The organism is Streptomyces altiplanensis, assembly GCF_053591575.1.
In genome coordinates, this window is record NZ_JBSFUB010000007.1 from 1 (window position 1) to 16,755 (window position 16,755).

15 protein-coding genes and 1 pseudogene are annotated in these 16,755 nt (G+C 72.6%); 10 read left to right on the forward strand and 6 right to left on the reverse strand.

Features of this window, described 5'->3' with window-relative positions:
• Positions 1-236, forward strand: a pseudogene (locus ACWD0Y_RS04720) (DEAD/DEAH box helicase); the annotation flags it as partial.
• Positions 237-319: 83 nt separating this feature from the next.
• On the opposite strand, the gene ACWD0Y_RS04725 reads toward ACWD0Y_RS04720, so the two are convergent.
• Together ACWD0Y_RS04725 and ACWD0Y_RS04730 are read right to left on the reverse strand one after the other, a co-directional pair.
• Entirely contained in the window at positions 320-853 is a 534-nt protein-coding gene (locus ACWD0Y_RS04725) for a DUF6328 family protein (protein ID WP_450259023.1), read from the reverse strand.
• Entirely contained in the window at positions 850-1,233 is a 384-nt protein-coding gene (locus tag ACWD0Y_RS04730; protein WP_450259024.1) for a hypothetical protein, read from the reverse strand. The genes ACWD0Y_RS04725 and ACWD0Y_RS04730 overlap by 4 nt, the downstream gene beginning before the upstream one ends.
• 272 nt (positions 1,234-1,505) lie before the next feature.
• Here ACWD0Y_RS04730 and ACWD0Y_RS04735 point away from each other — a divergent pair, with 272 nt between their 5' ends.
• Positions 1,506-1,895, forward strand: coding sequence for a VOC family protein (locus ACWD0Y_RS04735; RefSeq protein WP_450259025.1), 390 nt, complete (start codon positions 1,506-1,508; stop codon positions 1,893-1,895).
• A gap of 52 nt (positions 1,896-1,947) precedes the next feature.
• Here the strand turns inward: ACWD0Y_RS04735 and ACWD0Y_RS04740 are convergent, their stop codons facing one another.
• Positions 1,948-2,913 (reverse strand): LLM class F420-dependent oxidoreductase, encoded by a 966-nt coding sequence (locus ACWD0Y_RS04740; RefSeq protein ID WP_450259026.1) that lies wholly within the window; start codon positions 2,911-2,913, stop codon positions 1,948-1,950.
• Positions 2,914-3,012: 99 nt separating this feature from the next.
• On the opposite strand from ACWD0Y_RS04740, the gene ACWD0Y_RS04745 reads away from it, so the two are divergent.
• The 5 genes from ACWD0Y_RS04745 to ACWD0Y_RS04765 all read left to right on the forward strand — a co-directional run bounded on the left by ACWD0Y_RS04745 (position 3,013) and on the right by ACWD0Y_RS04765 (position 7,709).
• On the forward strand, positions 3,013-3,444 hold the full coding sequence (locus tag ACWD0Y_RS04745) for a hypothetical protein (RefSeq protein ID WP_450259027.1): 432 nt from the start codon (positions 3,013-3,015) through the stop codon (positions 3,442-3,444).
• Between the two features lie 67 nt (positions 3,445-3,511).
• Positions 3,512-4,159, forward strand: a complete 648-nt coding sequence (locus ACWD0Y_RS04750) for a DUF3105 domain-containing protein (RefSeq protein ID WP_450259028.1) — start codon at positions 3,512-3,514, stop codon at positions 4,157-4,159.
• The gene (locus ACWD0Y_RS04755) at positions 4,159-4,845 is read left to right on the forward strand and encodes a DUF305 domain-containing protein (protein WP_450259029.1); all 687 of its coding nucleotides are present in this window, start codon (positions 4,159-4,161) and stop codon (positions 4,843-4,845) included. The genes ACWD0Y_RS04750 and ACWD0Y_RS04755 overlap by 1 nt, the downstream gene beginning before the upstream one ends.
• Before the next feature lie 110 nt (positions 4,846-4,955).
• Positions 4,956-5,819 carry a DUF4190 domain-containing protein gene (locus ACWD0Y_RS04760; RefSeq protein WP_450259030.1) on the forward strand — a complete coding sequence of 288 codons (864 nt, stop codon included), beginning with the start codon at positions 4,956-4,958 and terminating at the stop codon, positions 5,817-5,819.
• A gap of 132 nt (positions 5,820-5,951) precedes the next feature.
• Positions 5,952-7,709, forward strand: coding sequence for an NAD+ synthase (locus tag ACWD0Y_RS04765; protein ID WP_450259031.1), 1,758 nt, complete (start codon positions 5,952-5,954; stop codon positions 7,707-7,709).
• 132 nt (positions 7,710-7,841) lie between these two features.
• Here ACWD0Y_RS04765 and ACWD0Y_RS04770 read toward each other — a convergent pair whose 3' ends face one another.
• Both ACWD0Y_RS04770 and ACWD0Y_RS04775 read right to left on the reverse strand, forming a co-directional pair.
• Positions 7,842-9,071 carry an MFS transporter gene (locus ACWD0Y_RS04770; protein WP_450259032.1) on the reverse strand — a complete coding sequence of 410 codons (1,230 nt, stop codon included), beginning with the start codon at positions 9,069-9,071 and terminating at the stop codon, positions 7,842-7,844.
• A gap of 140 nt (positions 9,072-9,211) precedes the next feature.
• Positions 9,212-10,234, reverse strand: coding sequence for an endonuclease/exonuclease/phosphatase family protein (locus tag ACWD0Y_RS04775; protein ID WP_450259033.1), 1,023 nt, complete (start codon positions 10,232-10,234; stop codon positions 9,212-9,214).
• A 299-nt stretch (positions 10,235-10,533) separates the two neighbouring features.
• Between ACWD0Y_RS04775 and panB the strand changes: the two genes are divergently transcribed.
• The 3 genes from panB to ACWD0Y_RS04790 all read left to right on the forward strand — a co-directional run bounded on the left by panB (position 10,534) and on the right by ACWD0Y_RS04790 (position 13,378).
• Positions 10,534-11,397, forward strand: a complete 864-nt coding sequence (gene panB, locus ACWD0Y_RS04780; protein ID WP_093801111.1) for a 3-methyl-2-oxobutanoate hydroxymethyltransferase — start codon at positions 10,534-10,536, stop codon at positions 11,395-11,397.
• Between the two features lie 89 nt (positions 11,398-11,486).
• Positions 11,487-12,542: an ATP-binding cassette domain-containing protein gene (locus ACWD0Y_RS04785; protein ID WP_450259161.1), complete on the forward strand. Its 1,056-nt coding sequence runs from the start codon at positions 11,487-11,489 to the stop codon at positions 12,540-12,542.
• Entirely contained in the window at positions 12,539-13,378 is an 840-nt protein-coding gene (locus ACWD0Y_RS04790; protein ID WP_450259034.1) for an ABC transporter permease, read from the forward strand. Before ACWD0Y_RS04785 ends, ACWD0Y_RS04790 begins: the two co-directional genes overlap by 4 nt.
• A 62-nt stretch (positions 13,379-13,440) precedes the next feature.
• Here ACWD0Y_RS04790 and ACWD0Y_RS04795 read toward each other — a convergent pair whose 3' ends face one another.
• Positions 13,441-16,755: a BTAD domain-containing putative transcriptional regulator gene (locus ACWD0Y_RS04795; RefSeq protein WP_450259035.1), complete on the reverse strand. Its 3,315-nt coding sequence runs from the start codon at positions 16,753-16,755 to the stop codon at positions 13,441-13,443.

The following is a 16,755-nucleotide window of genomic DNA, read 5'->3' on the forward strand; positions in this document are numbered from 1 at the left end:
GCATCACCCCGCACACCGCCCAGGTCCGCTCCGGCGACGCCGAGCTGACCCGGATCACCGGCGCGCAGGCCCCCTCCGGCATCCCCGTCACGATCTCCTCGCCGGTCAGCGAGCGCCCCAGGCGCAGCGCGTCCTCGCAGCGCGGGCGACGCAGCGCTCCGGCGCAGTCGCGCCGCCGCGCCTACGGCAGCGGCGGCGGGAGCAGCAGCAGCGCCAGCCGGGGCAGCGCCGCGTAAGCAGGACTGCGCTTCCTGGGCGACACGCGCGCCAGCGCGCGCAGTACACGGGCAGGGCCGGTGCGGGCAAGGAAGGACTTCGGTCAGTTCTTGCCCGCACCGGCATGCCGGGCCCAGACGGGCAGTACGAACCAGCACAGCACGAACCAGGCCACCAGCCCGCCGACCAGCCACAGGGCGAGCGAGCTGTCCAGCGCCAGCCGGAGGATCAGCAGCAGCGCCAGCGCCATCGTGCACAGCAGCAGCACCAGCCCGAGAAGGGTCAGTCTGGACGCCCACATCACCGTCTGCGGCTTGAGCCGGCGGCCGGTGACCAGGCGGTGGAAGGAGACCGGGCCGACCAGCGACCCCACTGTCGCCGCTCCGATCACGACCGTGACGACGTAGATGTGCCGGTCGGTCGTCGACAGGTCGGCGAACCGCGGCTGGAAGACGACGGTCAGCAGGAAGGCGAACAGGATCTGCACGCCGGTCTGCGCGACCCGCAGCTCCTGGAGCAGCTCGGCCCACAGCCGGTCCGCCCGCTCCTCCTCCGTCTCGTCACGGCCCCGCCGGAGCCCCCGGGACCCCGTCTCGTCACGGCCCCGCCGGAGCTCCCGGGGCCCCGTATCGCTCATGGTGCCGTCCCGGGCCCGCTCTCCAGACGCAGCTGAAGCTCCTTCTCCTGGTCGCCCGAGGCGGAGCCCTCCTCGGACACGGAGAACGCCGATTCGAGCTGCTCGCGCAGCTGCTCCACCGCCCGGTAGCCGCCCTGGAGGGTGACGGAGACGGATTCCGTCAGCCGTGCGGGAGCGGCCTGCTCCCGTACGGCGGACACGTCGTAGGTGGCGCTCCACACCATCGGGCGTCCGCCCGTGTCGTCCCGCGGTGCGTCGTCGGACGGGCGGTCGGAGGTGAAGGCGGTGCACAGGGCGCCGAAAACGGCGTTGGCGTCCTCCTTGGAGCTCCCGGTGACTTCGACCAGGACCTGCGTTCCGGTGTGTTCCGTGCTGTTCACGGTGAGGCCTCTTTCTCTCGTCGTCGCCGATCCCCAGGCTCACCCGGCGGGATCGCGTGCGCGACCGGAGACCGCGGACCGGCGGGTCCGCGGTCCGGCGAGCGGCGGTACCCACAGGTCGGCGCCCGGATGGCTGCGGCGCGGGTACCCGCTTGTGCGGCGGCGATGCGTCCGGCCCGGATCCGGGGGCCGTGACGGTCCGTGTGCCGCCGCGTCCCGCGGGTAAGCGAGTGGATGGCCGTCCGGCCGCCTGCGGCGAGTGGGGAGAGCAGATGACAGTCGCGAAACAGAGCGTTCTCGTCCTGGACTGCGCGAAGCCCGAGGAGCTGGCGGAGTTCTACGCCGCCCTGCTGGGCGCGGAAGCCAGGGTCGGGACCAACCCGGACTTCGTGGAGATCGTGGGCCACCGGGGCGTGGAGCTGGCGATCCGCAGGGACCACGGCTACGCGCCGCCCAGCTGGCCGCGTCCGGAGGACTCGCAGCAGGCGCATCTGCGGATCCTGGTGGAGCGGGGCGACATGGACGAGGCGGAGCGCGAGGCCGTGAGCCTCGGTGCCCGGCCCGTGGACACGAAGAACAACAGCGGCCCGCGCGACGAACGCGTGTACTCCGATCCCGCGGGACACTCCTTCACGCTGGCCCATACGGGCGCTCCGCGCTGACCGCGGTCCGTCCGCGCCGGCCACCTTCCGCCGCCCGCCCCGCCGCCGGTTCTCAGAGTTCGCGCAGGGCGGGCAGCAGTTCCTTCTCCGCCCATTCGATGAAGGGCCGCTGGTGGCCGCCGCCGACCTGGACCAGGGCGATCTCGGTGAAGCCCGCCTCGGCGTACGGCCGTACCGCCTCGACGAACGTCTCGACGTCCGAGCCGCACGCGATGGACCGCGCGACGTCCTCGGGCCGTACGAACCGGGTGGCCTGGTCGAATCCGGCGGGGCCCGGCAGCTCGGAGTTGACCTTCCAGCCGCCGACGGACCAGCGGAACTGCTCGTGCGCCCGCTTGAGCGCCGCGTCCCGATCGGTGTCGAAGCAGACCGGCACCTGGCCGACCCGGGGCTTTCCGCTGCCGCCGTGGCGGTCGAACGCCTCCAGGAGCTCCCTCTTGGGCTCGGTGGCGACGACCAGGTCGCCGAGCCGGCCGGCGAGTTCGCACGACCGGGGGCCGGAGACCGCGATGCCGATCGGGGGGAGCTGCTCGGGCAGGTCCCAGAGCCGGGCGTTCTCGACGTCGTAGTGCGTGCCGTGGTGGCTCACGTCGCCGCCGGCGAACAGCGCGCGGATGATCTCCACGGCCTCCTCCAGCATCTCCAGGCGGACGTGGGCGGCGGGCCAGCCCGCGCCGACGACGTGCTCGTTGAGGTTCTCGCCCGACCCGAGGCCGAGCCGGAACCGGCCCTCCGAGAGCAGCTGCACGGTCGCGGCCTTCTGGGCGACGACGGCGGGGTGGTAGCGGACCGTCGGGCAGGTCACGTACGTCATCAGCGGAATGCGTGAGGTGGCCTGGGCCGCCGCGCCGAGCACGCTCCAGGCGTACGGTGCGTGGCCCTGTTCTTCCAGCCACGGGAAGTAGTGGTCCGAGGTGACGGAGAAGTCGAAGCCGGCCCGCTCCGCGGCGACCACGTGGTCGACCAGATCGCGGGGCCCGGCCTGCTCGGTCATCATCGTGTATCCGATTTGCACCATGAAGAACGGGTTGCCGATCGCCGGGGCACAAAACATCCGCCCCACTGGATGCGGCCCGCATGGCATGGGAGGGGCCTTCGCGCACTACGATCTGCGCCCATGGGGGGACTGCGGCAATCCCGCACCGGGCGTACCAGACGCACCACACGTCCCATAGCGCTGCTGAGCGCTGTGGCGACGCTGCTCGCCGCGCTCTTCGTCTGCCTGGGTGCGGGGTTCGAGCCGGGTTCCGAGCTCCGGGAGCACCACGGGGTCGCCGGCGCCGCCCCTCCCGCTCCCGTCGCCTCCATGGCCGCCGCTGTCGCCGCTCCCGCGCGGGACGGACACGCGTACGTCTGTCCGTACGACTCCCAGCACTGCGGCGCCTTCCCGCACCTGTCCCCCGCCGTGCTCACCGTGCCGCCGCCGGCGCCGCCGGTGACCGCCGAGCCGCAGCATTGCGCACCGCAGGCCGCCACCGACCCGCTACGCGGCGCCGGGGCGCTTCCCCGGGCACCGGGGCGTCATGTCCTTCAGGTGATGCGGACGTAGCCGGGCCGCCCGCGCCCGGGCCTCCGGCATCCCCCGACCCCCCATCAGCAGGCGAAGGACACACATCATGGCTTCCAACAAGACCGCCAACGCGTCGCGCAAGGCCCGAATAGAGGAGATGCGCCGCGCCGAGCAGTCACGCGAGCGCCGCAACCGGCTCATCACGATCGCCATCAGCACGGTCGTCGTGGCCGGCCTGGTCGGATTCGGCTCGTACGTCTTCCTCCAGGAGTCGGAGAAGAAGGAGAAGGCGACGGCCCAGGCCAAGGCTCCCGTCAAGGGCGAGAAGTCCTGGGAGGCGAAGAAGCTGGGCCGCGATCACGTCACCAAGGACGTCTCCTACCCGATGACGCCGCCGGTGGGCGGTGACCACCACCAGGTGTGGATGAACTGCGACCGGGACGTCTACAAGAAGGAGATCCCCAAGGTCAACGCGGTGCACTCGCTGGAGCACGGCGCGGTCTGGGTGACGTACAACGACAAGGCGTCGGACGCCGACGTCGAGAAGCTCGCCGAGAAGGTCGGCAAGACCTCGTACTCGATGATGAGCCCGGTCAAGGACCAGGCCGGGGCGCTCATGCTCAGCGCGTGGGGCAAGCAGGTGACCGTGGACAGCGCGGCGGACCCGCGGGTCGACCAGTTCTTCACGAAGTACGTGCAGGGACCGCAGACGCCCGAGCCCGGTGCGGCGTGCACGGGCGGTATGGGCCAGTGATGACGCGTACGTACTGGGCCGCCGTCACGGCCGTGGTCCTCGCGCTGCTCTTCGCGGCCGGGGCGGTCACGGTCGCCTCCGGGAACGGCGGCGAGGGCGGCGGCACCGCCGCCGCGGGCCGGACGCCCGCCGGGGACTCGGCGGACGCGGGTTTCGCGCGGGACATGTCGGTGCACCACCAGCAGGCGGTGGAGATGTCGTTCATCGTGCGCGACCGCACCAAGGACGAAGAGGTGCGCAGGCTGGCGTACGACATCGCCAACACCCAGGCCAACCAGCGGGGCATGATGCTCGGCTGGCTCGACCTGTGGGGCCTGCCGAAGCACTCGCCGGACGAGCCGATGGCCTGGATGGCCGGGGAGGATCCCTCCGGCCACGGCGGCCACGGCGGCCACGGCGGGCACGGGGCGCACGAGGCGCGTGAGGGAGCGCTCATGCCCGGCATGGCGACCCGGGCCGAGCTGGCGGAGCTCCGCGAGGCGGACGGCAAGCAGGCGGAGATCCTCTATCTCCAGCTGATGACCGACCACCACGAGGGCGGCGTCGCGATGGCCCAGGGCTGCGCCGACCGGTGCGAGGTCACCACGGAGCGGTCCCTGGCGCAGGGCATGGTCGACGCCCAGGAGTCGGAGATCAAGCTGATGACCGACCTGCTGAAGGCGCGGGGCGCGGCTCCCCGCCCCTGACCGGGCCGCCCCGCCGCCCGCCCCCACGGACCGCCCGGACCACCGCGTCCGGGCGGTCCGTCCTGTTAATGTCGTCGAACTTTCGTTCGCCCATGCCTGAAGGACGCCGGATGACCATGCCCGCTCCGCCCGCCGGCCAGAGCCCGTGGGGCCCGCCGCCGGCCGGGTTCCCGGCACCACCGCCCCCGGCGGGGCAGCAGCCCCGCAACGGCATGGGCATCACGGCGCTGGTACTCGGCACGATCGGTGTGGTCCTCGGCCTGGCCGTGTTCCTGTTCTGGATCTCCTGGCTGCCCGCCCTGCTGGCACTGGTCTTCGGCATCGTCGGGCTCGGCCACGCCCGCAAGGGGCTGGCGACCAACAAGGCGACGGCCCTCACCGGCCTGGTCCTCGGCGCGGCGGGGCTGCTGCTCGCCGTCGGCGGCGGGGTGTTCACCTTCTCGAAGGTCGCGGAGTTCACCGACGGCATCCGTTCGGACGTCGAGACCGGCGAGGCGGAAGCGGACGCGGCGGGGGCTTCCGCCGCCGCGTCGGCGAAGGCGGAGGCTTCCGCGTCCGCCGCGGCGGAGGAGGCGAGGAACCTGGCGTTCGGCGAGACGTACACGTACGGGAACGGCCTGAAGGTCACGGTCTCCGGGCCGCGGCCGTTCGTGCCGGACGAGTTCGCGTTCGGCCACCCGAAAGGCAACAAGGCGGTCGAGGTGACGGTCACCGTGGTCAACGGGGGCAGCGAGAAGACCGACCTCAAGACGGGCCTGCCGAGGGCCGGCGACGCCGACGGGGCCGATGCGGAGCTGCTGATCGACGGCAGCGGCCGGCAGAAGGTCCTCACCGGCATGCTCCTTCCCGGCAAGCGGGCGGTCGGGAAGTACGCCTTCTCGCTGCCCGCCGACGCGGCCGACCGGATACGGGTGACGTTCAGCCCCGACCTGACGAAGTACGACGACGCCTTCTGGTCCGGCCCTGCCACGTAGGGCCGGACCCGGCCGAACGGGACCGCCGGCGCCGGGGCGGGACGTCCGTGCGGGACGTCCGTGCGGGCGTCCCGCACGGGTCCGTCATGGCTTTCCGAGGACATCGCGTCAGAGAGACGATAAACTGGGCGCGTGCCTCAACTACGCCTCGCTCTGAACCAGATCGACTCGACCGTCGGGGACCTCGCCGGCAACGCCGAAGCGATCGTCCGCTGGACCCGGCACGCCGCCGAGCAGGGCGCCCACCTCGTGGCGTTTCCCGAGATGGCACTGACCGGCTACCCCGTCGAGGACCTCGCCCTGCGGTCGTCCTTCGTCGAGGCGTCGCGCGACGCCGTGCGGACGCTCGCGGTGCGCCTCGCCGAAGAGGGCTTCGGGGAGATCCCGGTCGTCGTCGGCTACCTCGACCGCTGCGAGAAGGCCCAGCCGCGCTACGGCCAGCCCGCCGGCTCCCCGCAGAACGCCGCCGCCGTGCTGCACCGCGGCGAGGTCGCGCTGTCCTTCGCCAAGCACCACCTCCCCAACTACGGCGTCTTCGACGAGTTCCGGTACTTCGTGCCGGGCGACTCCATGCCCGTCGTCCGCGTGCACGGCGTCGACGTCGCCCTCGCCATCTGCGAGGACCTCTGGCAGGACGGCGGCCGCGTGCCGGCCACCCGGTCCGCCGGGGCGGGTCTGCTGCTCTCCGTCAACGCCTCCCCGTACGAGGTCCACAAGGACGACAGCCGCCTGGAGCTGGTGCGCAAGCGCGCCCGGGAGGCGGGCTGCACGACGGCGTACGTCGCGATGACGGGCGGCCAGGACGAGCTGGTCTACGACGGCGACTCGATCGTCTGCGACAAGGACGGCGAGGTCGTCGCGCGCGCCCCGCAGTTCTCGGAGGGCAGCATGCTGCTCGACCTGGACCTGCCTGCCGCGAGCCCCGTTCCCCCGTCCGGGACGGTCGACGACGGGCTGCGCATCGACCACGTCGTGCTCTCCGAGAAGCCCCTCCCCGCGTACGAGCCCGAGCTGACCGGCGGATACGCCGAGCGCCTGGAGGACGAGGAGGAGGTGTACTCGGCGCTGGTCGTGGGCCTGCGCGCGTACGCCGCCAAGAACGGCTTCGGCTCCGTCCTGGTCGGGCTGTCCGGCGGCATCGACTCGGCGCTCGTGGCCGCGATCGCGTGCGACGCGCTGGGCGCGCGGAACGTGTACGGCGTGTCCATGCCGTCGAGGTACTCCTCGGAGCACTCCCGGCGCGACGCGGCCGAACTGGCCCGCCGTACCGGACTGAACTTCCGGACCGTACCGATCGAGCCGATGTTCGACGCGTACATGGGCTCGCTCGGCCTGACCGGGCTCGCCGAGGAGAACCTCCAGTCGCGGCTGCGCGGCACCACGCTGATGGCCATCTCCAACCAGGAGGGCCAGATCGTGCTCGCGCCGGGCAACAAGTCCGAGCTGGCGGTGGGCTACTCGACGCTCTACGGCGACTCGGTCGGCGCGTACGGGCCGGTCAAGGACGTCTACAAGACGTGGATCTTCGCGCTGGCGCGGTGGCGGAACAAGGCGGCCGAGGAGCGGGGCCAGACCCCGCCGATCCCGGAGAACTCCCTCACCAAGCCGCCGAGCGCGGAGCTGCGCCCCGGCCAGGTCGACACCGACTCGCTGCCGGACTACGACGTGCTGGACCGGATCCTGGAGAGGTACGTCGACAAGGACCAGGGCCTGGACTCGATCGTGGCCGCGGGCTTCGACCGGGCGCTGGTCGCGAAGACGCTGCGGATGGTGGACGCGGCGGAGTACAAGCGCCGGCAGTACCCGCCGGGCACGAAGATCTCCCCGAAGGGCTTCGGCAAGGACCGCCGCCTGCCGATCACGAACCGGTGGCGCGAGTCGCCCGTCTGACGCGTGTGGCGCGGGGCTCCGCCCCGGACCCCGGAGGGGGCCCGGGGGCCCGGAGGTCCGGGGGCCTGAAGGTCCGAAGGTTCGGAGACGAGCCTCCGGACCGGGAAGGGGCGGGCAGGGGGAAGGCCCCCGTCAGGCCACCGTGTCGCGCACCGGTTCCCGGTTCGCCGCGCCCCCGGCCACCACCCGCGAGCGGGACGACACCGGGGCGCGGTCCAGGAGGCCCGCCGTGACGGCGATCGCGAGACCCGCCGCCGCCAGCACGGCACCGACCAGCGTCGGGGACATCCAGCCCCAGCTGGCGGTGATCGCCATGCCGCCGAGCCACGCACCGCCCGCGTTGGCGAGGTTGAAGGCCGAGTGGTTGGAGGCCGAGGCCAGGGTGGGGGCGTCCTTGGCCTTGTTCATGACCAGCATCTGGAGCGGTGTGGTGGTCATGAAGCCGACCGCGCCCAGCACCACCACGGTGACCAGCGCCGCCCACTGCACGTGCACGGTGTAGTTGAACGCCAGCAGGACGACCGCGAGGGCGCCCAGTGAGCCGTAGAGCGTGGGGCGCAGGGCCCGGTCGGTCAGCGGGCCCGCCGCGAGGGCGCCCAGCGTCATGCCGATGCCGAAGAGGGCGAGGACCAGCGTCACGGAGGACTCGCCGAAGCCCATGACCTCGGTCGTCATCGAGGCCAGGTAGGAGTAGACCGCGAAGACACCCGCGAAGCCGAAGACGGCGGTGAGCAGGCCGAGCAGGACCTGGCGGTTGCCGAGGGTGCGCAGTTCGCGGCCCACGCTCCGCCGGGTGTCCGTCGGGACGTACGGAACCAGACGGGCCAGCGCCGCCATCGCGACCAGGCCGATCGCCGCCACCACCAGGAACGTGGCGCGCCATCCGAGGTGCTGGCCGAGCAGGGTGGCGGCGGGTACGCCGACGATGTTGGCGACCGTGAGGCCCAGGAACATCGTCGCGACGGCCCGCGCCTGCCGCCCGTCCGCGACCAGCCGCGCCGCGACCACCGCGCCGACCCCGAAGAACGCCCCGTGCGGCAGCCCGGCGAGCACCCGGCCCGCCACCAGCCAGCCGAAGCCGGGGGCGAGGGCCGAGGCGAGGTTGCCGACCGTGAAGAGGGCCATGAGCAGCAGGAGCATGCGCTTGCGCGGGACGCGCGAGCCGAGGGCGGTGAGCAGGGGGGCGCCGATGACCACGCCGATCGCGTACGCCGACACGAGGTAGCCGGCGGTGGGCACCGAGGTGTCCAGATCGTCCGCGACATTGGGCAGCAGGCCCATCATGACGAATTCGGTGGTGCCGATGCCGAAGGCACTCACGGCGAGAGCGAGCAGAGCTACGGGCCTGGGCGGCCGGGGCATGGGGAGACCTTCCACAAGAGGGACTTCGTTCCTGTACTGAACAAAGTCTCTCAGGTGAAATGTTCCGCGACGTGAACACGGGGTTTCGGCAGGGCGTGCGGGGGCCGGATCCCGCACGCCGGGACGCCGGGTCCCGCGCGTCAGATCTCCACGCGCGCCGCGATCGGCAGGTGGTCGCTGTTCGTCTCCGGCAGGGCCCACGACGACACCGGCCTGATCCCCTTCACCATGATCTGGTCGATCCGCGCCATCGGGAACGACGCCGGCCAGCTGAAGCCGAAGCCGTCGCCCGCCGCGCCCTGCGTGGACCGCATCTGCGAGGTGACGGCGTTCAGGGCCCGGTCGTTCATCGTGCCGTTCAGGTCGCCGAGGAGGACGACCTTGCCGACGGGCTCGCGGGCGATGGCCTCGCCCAGCGCGTCCGCGCTGTCGTCGCGCTGCCCGGCCGTGAAACCGGCGTTGACCTTGACCCGTACCGACGGCAGGTGGGCGACGTACACCGCGACGTCGCCCGACGGCGTCGCCACCGTCGAGCGCATGGCGCGGGTCCAGCCCATCTTGATGTCGACGGGCTGCGTACCGGTCATCGGGTACTTGCTCCACAGACCGACCGTGCCCTGCACCGAGTGGTACGCGTACGTGTCGGACAGGGCGCTCTCGTACGACGCCACCTCACTCGGCTTGAGCTCCTGCAGCGCCACCACGTCCGCGCCCGAGTCGGCCAGCTCGCGGGCCGTTCCCCGGGGGTCCGGATTGGCGGCGTTGACATTGTGGGTGGCGACCATGAGGTTGCCGCCCGTCTCCGACTTGTCGGTGAGCAGACCACCGAAGAGATTGAGCCAGACCAGGGCAGGCAGCAGCAGGGCGACGAGCGCGGTCGCCGAGCGGCGCAGCAGGGCGGCGGCGAGCAGAAACGGAACGCCCAGGCCCAGCCAGGGAAGGAAGGTTTCGGTGAGGCTGCCGAGGTTGCCGATCGCGTTGGGGATCTGCGCGTGGAAGACCATCAACAGCGTGAGCAGGAGGGCGCAGAGCGCGAGGAGGATGCCGCGCCGCCAGATGCCGCGATCGTGACGCAGGCTTTCGAGGCGGCGCCGGAGCCGGGATCCGGAACGCTCAGGCCCTGAGCTGCCGTTCTCCGTGTCCGTCATGTACGCCTGCGCCATTCCGCTGTCCTCACTGCCTTGCCGTGCACACCGCTCCCACCTTCAGACCCTAGGTGATGACCGGTGCTTTTCCCCGCCGCCGAACACGGCGGCCGTACTGCCACGAGGACGACGGGGCACCGCGGCGGGTTCCGGCCCGGGCGCGTCGGGCGAATGCTGTGACGAAACGCGCACAAACCAGCCAGGGGGCGCGCCCGACGGCGCAGCCCCACTTCCCGGGGACCCGGTGGGGATGCCACCATGGACGTGGTCCGGGGACGCCGTCAGGGCGCCTCGAGATTTCGAAGGAGCCGTAGGCCATGACGCTTCAGGCTGCCCAGAAGACTTCCGCCGACAGCGGCAAGGCGCTGTACGGCGGCAAGGGCACTCGCCGCATCACCGTCCACGACATCGCCGCCGCCAAGGAGCGCGGCGAGAAGTGGCCCATGCTCACCGCGTACGACGCGATGACCGCCTCCGTCTTCGACGAGGCCGGCATCCCGGTCCTGCTCGTCGGTGACTCCATGGGCAACTGCCACCTCGGTTACGAGACCACCGTGCCCGTCACGATGGACGAGATGACCCTGCTCTCCGCCGCTGTCGTACGGGGCACCAGGCGCGCCCTGGTCGTCGGCGACCTGCCCTTCGGCTCGTACCAGGAAGGGCCGGTGCAGGCCCTGCGCAACGCGACCCGGCTGATCAAGGACGCCGGCGTGGGCGCGGTGAAGCTGGAGGGCGGCGAGCGCTCGCACGCCCAGACCGAGCTGCTGGTGAAGGCCGGCATCCCGGTCATGTCGCACCTGGGGCTGACGCCGCAGTCCGTCAACACCATGGGCTACCGGGTCCAGGGCCGCAGCGACGAGGCCGCGCACCAGCTGCTGCGGGACGCGAAGGCGGCGCAGGACGCGGGTGCGTTCGCGGTCGTGCTGGAGCTCGTACCGGCCGAACTGGCCGCCGAGGTGACGCGCTCGCTGCACATTCCGACCGTGGGCATCGGCGCGGGGCCCGACACGGACGCGCAGGTCCTCGTCTGGACCGACATGGCGGGCCTGACGGGCGGCAAGGTGCCGCGCTTCACCAAGCAGTACGCGAACCTGCGGGAGACCCTCGGGGACGCGGCCAAGGCGTTCGCCGGCGATGTCGTCGGCGGGGCGTTCCCGCAGGAGGAGCACACCTTCCACTAGCCACTGCCCGCACCAGGACAGCCCGCCGACTTCCCCCATCGGCGGGCTGTCGGCGTTCTGTCGGTGCGTTGTCAGTGGCGGCTGCTCTCATGGTCGGCATGACGCGATTCGACACGAACCCCACGGGCGGCGCGGCCAACGCCGTCCAGGTAAGGGGACTGGTCAAGCACTACGGCGAGACCAAGGCGCTGGACGGCGTGGACCTGGACGTACGGGAAGGCACCGTGCTCGGTGTCCTCGGGCCCAACGGCGCCGGCAAGACCACTCTCGTACGGTGCCTGTCCACGCTGGTCCGGCCGGATGCCGGCACGGCCGTCGTGGCCGGGTACGACGTGGTGAAGCAGCCCCGGCAGCTTCGCCGCACGATAGGCCTGACCGGGCAGTACGCCTCGGTCGACGAGAAGCTCGCCGGCTGGGAGAACCTCTACATGATCGGGCGGCTGCTCGATCTGTCCCGCAAGGACGCGCGGCGGCGCGCGGACGAGCTGCTGGAGCGGTTCTCGCTCACCGAGGCCGCGAAGAAGCCGGTGATGCAGTACTCCGGCGGCATGCGGCGGCGCCTGGACCTGGCGGCGTCGATGATCGGGCAGCCCGCCGTGCTCTACCTGGACGAGCCGACGACCGGACTCGACCCCCGCACGCGCAACGAGGTGTGGGACGAGGTCAAGCGGATGGTGGGCGAGGGGGTCACCGTCCTGCTCACCACCCAGTACATGGAGGAGGCCGAGCAGCTCGCGAGCGAGCTGACGGTCATCGACCGCGGCCGCGTCATCGCGGGTGGCAAGGTCGACGAGCTGAAGGCGAAGGTCGGCGGCCGCACGCTGGAGGTCCGGCCGGCCGATCCGGAGCAACTGACCGCCATGGCGCGGGCGTTGAGCGAGGCGGGGCTCGACGGCATCGCGGGCTCCCAGGTCGACGCCGGCGAGGGCCTGCTGTACGTACCGATCCTCAGCGACGAGCAGCTGACCGCGGTGGTCGGCCTGCTGGGCGCGCGCGGTTTCGGTATCGCGCACATCGGCACCCACCTGCCCAGCCTGGACGAGGTGTTCCTGGCCATCACGGGCGAGAAGACGAGCGAAGCGGCGGCCGAGACCGTCACGCCCGAGTCCCCCGCGAACAACAAGCACGAGGAGGTCGCGGCATGAGCGCGGCGACAGTGACCCCGCCGGCGCCGGCGCCCGTGAAGGCGGCGCACGACGGCGAGGGGCGGATCGGCCTGCGGGCCAATCTCCGGCACATCGGCGCGCTCGCCCGCCGCAACGCCCTGCAGATCAAGCAGGACCCGCAGTCGATGTTCGACGTGCTGCTGATGCCGATCGTCTTCACCCTGCTCTTCGTCTTCGTCTTCGGCGGCGCGGTCGCGGGCAACGGCAAGCAGGACGAGTACGTCAGTTATCTGGTCCCCGGCCTGATGGCGATGATGGGCCTGAACGTCTCCATGGCGGTCGGCACCGGCATCAACGAGGACTTCCAGAAGGGGGTCATGGACCGGTTCCGCACGATGCCGATCGCCCGGTCCTCCGTCCTCATAGCGAAGATCGTCGTCGAGGTCGGCCGGATGATGGTCGCCTTCGCGATCCTGCTGGCCGTGGGCTTCATGCTGGGCATGTCGGTCGAGACGTCGCCGCTGCACGTGCTGGGCGCGATCGGGCTCTCGCTCATGTTCGGCGCCTCGCTCATGTGGATCTTCATCCTGATCGGGCTGTCCGTGAAGACGGCGCAGGCCGTGCAGGGGATGGCGATGCTCGTCCTGATGCCGTTGCAGTTCGGGTCCTCGATCTTCACCCCGCCGTCGACCATGCCGGGCTGGCTCCGGGCCTTCACCGACTACAACCCGCTGTCGAGCCTGGCCGACGCGGCGCGCGGGCTGTTCATCGGCGGGCCCGTCGCCCGCGACGTGTGGATGGTGGTGGCCTGGGCCGTGGTCATCACACTGGTGACGGCGCCGCTCGCGATCTCGAAGTTCCGCAAGAAGACCTGAGTCCACGAGGCCATGAGGTCATGCGGTCATGAGGTCATGCGGTCATGAGTCCTGAGGCCGCGTCAGAGGCCGGCGAGGGCGGCTGCCTCGTCCAGGGTGAGGCAGCCGCCCTCGGCGTACGCCGCCTCGTACGCGGCGTCGCCCAGCACGGCACGGGTCGCCGCCTCGGCGTCCTCCCTGGTGTCGCGGTCCTGGGCCGTCACGAAGTGGCCCGCCGGCAGGAGGCTTTCGTGTGCGCCGAGCAGCCGGGCGGCGTCGCGCGCCTGTCCCGGCCCGGCGAGCCCGGCCAGGGCGCGGGCCACCGTCACCAGGTGGATCGCCGGCATCTGCGGGGCGACCATCCGGGACAGCGGCTCGCGCGAGCGCTCCAGCGCCTGGCGGGCATGGCCGAGCGCCTCGTCGTACCGGCCGTCCAGGTTGTCCATCCAGGCGAGGAGGCCGAGCACGAAGCCGGCGAAGATCGCGAGGTTGGACCGGTTGAAGGACCGGCGCATCAGCTCCAGTTGCTCGCGTGCCTCGCCGGTGCGGCCCGTGCGGCCGCACCACATCGCGAGGTACATGCGGGCGGCGGGCTCCGACTCGTGCCCGTGCTGCTCGACCTCGGCGAGGATCCGGCGCAGCATCGCCTCGGCCTCCTCGCCGTCCCCCGTCTCCATCAGTACGCCCGCGAGCCGGACCCGCAGCAGCGACACCTGCGACTGCGCGCCGAGCCGGACCGCGTGGCCGATCGCGGCGCGGAAGTCCTCGGCGGCGAGACCGAACCGGCCCCTGCGCTCGCGTGCCTCGCCGCGCGCGGCGAGGGCCTCGGCCGCGCCCCACGCGTCGCCGAGCCGGGTGAAGATCTCCAGGCTCTCCTCCGCGTCGCGGCTCGCGTCGCCCACCCAGTCGCTCCGGTTGGCGAGGATGTTGGCCCGCATCTGGAGGGCGGAGGCGAGCTCCCAGGTGTAGCCGTACTCCCGGCAGGCGTCGACGGTCCGGTTGACGATCTCGTGCAGCTGCCCGGGGCTGCCGGTCAGCATGACCGCGTAGAACGACAGGCTCCCCGGCATGCGGCAGGTCTGCGGCAGGCCGGGCCGGTAGACCTCGGCGACGCGGCGCAGCCATGCCATGGCCTCGTCGCCCGTCCAGTCGTCGAGCTCGTGGTTCATGCTCGCCAGGTGGATCAGCCAGGCTCCGCGCCTGGCCTCCAGAAGCTGCTCGGGCGCCATGGGCGGCGGCGCGTCCGTGCACCGTTCGTGCAGGGCGTGGACGGGGGCGACCGGCGGGGCGAAGGGGTCGGGGCCGAGCCGGGTGGCGGCCTGGGACCAGTGGCGGGCCTCGCCGCGCAGGCCGCGGATCGTCCAGTACCAGGCGAGTGAGTGGACGAGGCAGAGCACTTCGTGCTCGTCGTGGGCGGCGACGGCGCGGCGCAGGGCGGTGCGCAGGTTCTCGTACTCGACCTGGAGGAGGCTGATGCGGGCGAGCTGCTCGTGACCGCGCAGCAGGGGTTCGGTGTGGCGGGCGAGCTCGCGGAAGTGGACGAGGTGGCGGCGCTCGGCGGTGGGACGGTCGCCCGATTCGTCGAGGCGTTCGGCGGCGTACTCGGCGACGGTTTCGAGGAGGCGGTAGCGCATGCCGCCGCCGTCGTCCGAAGGGGCCGCGACCACCAGCGACTTGTCGACCAGTGAGCCGAGCACATCGAGCGCGTCCGGGCCGCACACCGCTTCGGCGGCGGCCAGGTCGCAGCCGCCCGCGAAGACGGACAGGGCGCGCAGCGCGGCCCTCTCCCGCTCGTCCAGCAGGTCCCACGACCAGTCGACGACCGCACGCAGGGTCTGCTGCCTCGGCAGCACGGTGCGGCTGCCTCCGGTCAGGAGCCGGAACCGGTCGTCGAGGCGGTCCGCGATCTGGCGCGGGGTGAGCATCCGCAGCCGGGCGGCGGCCAGTTCGATGGCGAGGGGCAGCCCGTCGAGGCGCCGGCAGATCTCGGCGGCGGCGGCCGGGTCGTCGTCGACGCGAAAGCCCGGTCTCGCGGCCGCGCCGCGTTCGGCGAGGAGGCGCAGCGCCATGGGGTCGGGCAGCGGCTCCACGGGCCGGACGGTCTCGCCGGGCACGCCGAGCGGTTCACGGCTGGTGGCGAGTACGGTCACGCCGGGGCAGCGGGCCAGCAGTTCCTCGGCGAGGCGGGCCGCGGCGTCGACGACGTGCTCGCAGTTGTCGAGCAGGATCAGCATCCGGCGGCGGGCGCAGTGCTCGACGAGGCGTACGAGCGGATCGTCGCCGTGCCGGTCCGCGGCGCGCAGTTCCTCGGCGCCGGCGCCGCGCAGGACGGTCTCGCGCGCGCCCAGCGCGATGAGCACCGCTTCGGGAACGGTCTCGGGGTCGTCGACGGGCGCGAGCTCCGCGAGCCACACCCCGTCCCGCCAGGCACCGCCGGCGGCCTGGGCGGCCTCGGCGGCCTCCTGCGACAGCCGCGTCTTGCCTGCGCCGCCGGGGCCGAGCAGGGTGACGAGCCGGGCGCGCGCGAGGTCGCCGGTGAGGGCCTCGATGTCGGCCCCGCGCCCCACGAAGGAGGTCAGCCGGGCCCGCAGGTTGCCGTGCGCGACGCGGTGGTCGGCCGGAGGCCGGTCCTCCGGCGACCGGTCCGCCAAAGGCCGGCCAGGGCGGCCGGACGGGTCCGGCGGAGTGAGCAGTTCGGTGTGCAGGGCGCGGAGCTGGGGGGACGGGTCGGCGCCCAGGCGCGACGCCAGGTCGCGGCGGAGTTCGTCGTACGCCGCGAGCGCCTGCGCGGTGCGGCCCGTGTCGCGCAGGGCGCGCAGGCGCAGGGAGTGGAGCGGTTCGTCGATGGGGTGGTCGTCGCAGAGCGCCGTGAGCTCCGGCAGGGCCTCCTCGGCCCGTCCCAGGCCGACCAGGGCGGCCAGACGGCCCCGGCGGGCCGCGAGGCGGCGGGACTCCCAGCGGGCCGCCTCCGCCGTACGGTCGGGAAGGCCGGCCAGGACCGGTCCGTGCCACAGCCCCAGCGCCTCGTCGAGCAGCGCCGCCGCCTTGCCGGGGTCGCCGGCGTCCAGGGCCTTCGCGCCCTCCCCCGCGAGGCGCTCGAAGCGGTACAGGTCCACGTCCTCCGGATCAGCGCACAGCCGGTAGCCGCCGTCGGCGGAGGCGATCGCCGCATGGCCCAGGGCCCGGCGGGCGCGGGCGACCAGGGCCTGGAGCGCGCCGGCCGCGTCGGCGGGCGGGTCGCCGTTCCACACCTCGTCGGCGAGGGCGCCGGCCGTGACCGTACGCCCGGGCCGCAGCGCCAGTGCCGTCACCAGCGCGCGCAGCCGCGCCCCGCCGACGGGGACGGTCGTGCCGTCGTCGCGGAGTGCCTGCGTGGGGCCGAGGATGCGGTAGCGCAC